This is a genomic window from Yoonia sp. (assembly GCF_014859355.1).
Lineage (GTDB): Bacteria > Pseudomonadota > Alphaproteobacteria > Rhodobacterales > Rhodobacteraceae > Yoonia.
The window spans coordinates 1-3,427 of sequence record NZ_JACUUJ010000086.1 but is presented as its reverse complement, the minus strand read 5'-3'; the positions used below and the strand labels follow the sequence as shown (position 1 = coordinate 3,427).

Annotated in this window: 3 protein-coding genes; 1 reads left to right on the top strand and 2 read right to left on the bottom strand. The window is 56.7% G+C overall.

What is annotated here, in order from left to right; all coding sequences use genetic code 11:
* Positions 1–1,044: 1,044 nt before the first annotated feature.
* Positions 1,045–2,448: a hypothetical protein gene (locus IBX59_RS14980; protein ID WP_296376999.1), complete on the top strand. Its 1,404-nt coding sequence runs from the start codon at positions 1,045–1,047 to the stop codon at positions 2,446–2,448.
* 58 nt (positions 2,449–2,506) lie between these two features.
* Here the strand turns inward: IBX59_RS14980 and IBX59_RS14975 are convergent, their stop codons facing one another.
* Both IBX59_RS14975 and IBX59_RS14970 read right to left on the bottom strand, forming a co-directional pair.
* Complete coding sequence (locus tag IBX59_RS14975; protein ID WP_296376997.1) at positions 2,507–3,076, bottom strand: sarcosine oxidase subunit gamma; 570 nt, start codon at positions 3,074–3,076, stop codon at positions 2,507–2,509.
* Positions 3,069–3,427 (bottom strand): glycine cleavage T C-terminal barrel domain-containing protein (locus IBX59_RS14970; RefSeq protein WP_296376995.1); only part of this gene is annotated, 359 nt, incomplete at its 5' end. The genes IBX59_RS14970 and IBX59_RS14975, both read right to left, overlap by 8 nt.

Here is a 3,427-nt window from a genome sequence, read left to right as displayed (position 1 = left end):
CCGCCGACATGCCTTTGGCGGCAAGGGCGTCATGGGCATAGGGAAGATCGGGAAGTGTGAATGACATCTTTCAGTCCTTTCTAAATGACTGCATTAGCCCCCCTAATTGAGCGTAGAACCCTGTGCGGTCAAGGTCTTGTCGGTCTCCGTCGGTGCAAAAAGGGTTCACTTGCCAGACCGGCGCGCGTAATAAGGCAGCACACAGCACACGGAAAACGAATGACAAATTGCAGAGCAGCTGGGCAACTTCTTGCCTTTCGCAATGACCGGCTTGGCGCGCGTATCATGTGTGTTCTCAATGCGATGCGGCTTTATCGCGATCATGACTTGCCATTCCGGGTGCACTGGCACCAAGGGACCGACATCGGTCGGGTATTCAACGATACTGCGCAGTTGTTTGATCAAGATTTTATCGAAACCCATTTTATTGATCGCGAAACTTTCCGGTCGCGGGTTACCGCGCCTATCCGGTTCAACGACCTGAGAGATACGACCGCCTGGGGCCTGCGCGACTTGCTGGCATCAGGCCAGGATGTGCTTTTGGATCAGCCGTTCGGGTATACGGTTCTCGCGGATGAAACAGAAGATACCGTCACACGCCGCTGCCACGAGATTTGGGCCGATTTTCCCTTTGCAAAGGCTTTGCAACCCAAGATCGAAGAGCTGACACGCAATCTGCGGGGGGCGACGGCCTATCATATCCGGCGCGGTGATATCATTTCCTTTCCCCGCGCGATGAACCGCAGTTGGCCCACGAAATACATACCTGACGACTATTTTGTCGCACATATGCAAAAGCTGCTTGCGACGGGTATCCGGCCGGTTCTTTTCTCAGACGATCAGCCGACTATCGACAGGTTTCAGGACATGTTTCCAGACCTGATTGCAGCAAATTCGTTGTTTGGTGCCGATATCATACCCGAAGGGCAACGCGATTTGTTGGAACTTGTCGCGATGTCACGCTGCGACAAGATCATCGCCCCACCCGGCAGTGCATTTTCCTCGACCGCGGCAGCGTTGGGCGGGTGCCTGAAACTGGATGTGATGGCCGACCTCGCGCCAGCCGACGTTCAGGCGGCACGTAAACGCATGCAGGACCGTATGAAAGCCGCGGCAACGGCACGGGATATTCGTGACGCCGGAGATCTTGGCCAGACGTTGCAACATATGGCCAATGATCTTGCTGTCGAAGGCCGCTACGGCGATGCCGCCGCGATCATCGCACCTTTGGTCATTGCCGGCTTGAATATTTCGTTTCTATATCCGCTTTTGTTGGAAATGCAGTTGGCATCGGACGACCATGACGGGGCGCTGAGAATTGCCGACCTCCTGCAGGACCGCGTGCTGTTTCACCGTCAGGACTGGGCCGCGTCACAAGCACTGATTGCGCATGCATGGCATTTAAAAGGCAACAGGCAACGCGCGGCAACAGCAGCTCTCAATGCCTATTGGCATCATCCCGAACACGCCGTTGTGCGTGAAACGATCGATGCGTTCAACGCGCTCGGGTATTTTGACGATACTGCGTTTCCGCCCTTGGGACTTGGCGCGCATTCTGTGCGTAACCGGACCACCCCACAGCTACTTACCCACCCCGCCTTTGCAAGGATCAGGAAGGAATTGACAGCCGCCGGTCTTATGCGAAAACCCTTGCGCGGGCACGATACGATAATCTGGGACTGGTTTCCAATGTTACGCGGTTTCAACCCCAAACATCTGGAAAACCACAAACAGCGTCGCCGCTTTGAACAAAGTTTCGCCAAGTTGATCGAACAGAGTCCCACCGCGGATCTGCTCAGTCTACATATTTTATTTCGCCACATGCTGGGCGAACACCCTTCTGCCGAGGCAGATTTGGCATCATTGGCAGTTGAAAATCCACAAAATGCGATGATTTGGCATCGCCTTTCGCTGGTGCAATGGATGGCCCGCGATTTCAAAAAGGCGTTGGAAACCGCTCAAACAGCCAGCGACGCAGACGGTCACCCCGCACATACCGCATGGCGTGGCCTACTTCGCTTTCATGCACGGGATTTTTCTGGCTGTTGCAAAGACCTTCAATCGGCTATTGCGGCTGGCTTCTGCGTTCCGAATGTCTATCTGTCCCTCGCGCAAGCGCAGCAACGTTTAAAGCAAACCAACGCCGCCTGCACAACGTTGGCACACGCTATTGCAGTCTCTCCTCGCCACCAGGAACCGCGCTTTGCACGGGCAAGGATTATGGTGGACTGCGGCGATCTGGCAAACGCCATCAAAGATCTTGACGTCTTGTTTGATATCGACGGTCGTTCGCCGAAAGTGCTTGCACTGCACGCGGAATGTCTTGCGGCGACAGGGGACCAAGACCGTGCAATCGCCCTGCTTGATCTGGGACTTGCGCGTACCCCTGATGCACCGAAACTTGCACAGGCGCGCCAGATATTAAGAAAGGTTGCCACTGATGGGTAACAGCGGGCATGAAAGCGCCATGGCACGCGCTTGACGATCTGTTCCCGCATGGTCAGGCTTACCGCGGCAGATGGCCCACCGCCCCCGCCTTGGCGCTTGCCGCCAGCAGATCAAACGCATAGCCCGCGACCGACCGGAAACAGATCACCTGCACGGTCTCGGCATCCGTCATCCAGAACGCGGCGGCGATCTGTCCCAGCCGGGTGCGCCGGAAATCGCCGGGGGCAAAGCTGTCGGGGTGCAGATCGACGGGGGCGAGTTTCGCGATCACTTCACGGGCGAAGGGGCCGCTGACCGTAATCAGCGCCCGCGCATCCGACAGGTTTTCGGCCAGATAATGCGTGCCCGCCAAGGCGCTGTCGATTTGCGCAATCGCTGCGGCAACATCGGCATAAGGCATAAGAACCAGCAGTTCATCCGGCGACATCCAGCACAGGCCTTTGCCATCCGCCGCATTCGCCTTGCCCTGTTCAGGGAATGCCACCCCGGTCAGATCGGTGCAGACCGCGCGCAGATTTTTCGCGCCCAGATCACCGCGCAGGGTGATCATGCCTTGCAGGCCCGCATCTGATACGGTTACATCACCGACGGCATTTTTGCCATTCAAGGCACTGACAGCGTTAGACATTCTGCTTTTCCCCTGCCTTGTCGTAAAACACCGGATCGACGATTTTTGCCGCCACCGTGGTGCCATCGACCTTGTTGAATTCTATCACCTCGCCCATGCGGTCGGGCCCGTGCAGCACCAACCCCATGGCGATCCCGCGATCCAATGTGGGCGAATAATAGGTCGAAGTAACGCGCCCCTGCGTGTTGCGCTGGCCGTTTTCATTGTTGCCATCGGCAATCGCATAAGCGCCATCGGGCAGCACGGACCCATCCACCGTTTCCAGCCCTACCAGTTTCCAGCGGTCGGGGTCGGCCATATGGCTGCGCAGATGCGCACGCTTACCCAGATAGTCGTCTTTCTTTTTCGACA

What these genes read in the sequence shown, in the direction of transcription:
- IBX59_RS14980 (WP_296376999.1), top strand. Translation starts at nt 1,045, where the DNA reads ATGGCCGACCTCGCGCCAGCCGACGTTCAGGCGGCACGTAAACGCATG.
- IBX59_RS14975 (WP_296376997.1), bottom strand. Translation starts at nt 3,076, where the DNA reads ATGTCTAACGCTGTCAGTGCCTTGAATGGCAAAAATGCCGTCGGTGAT.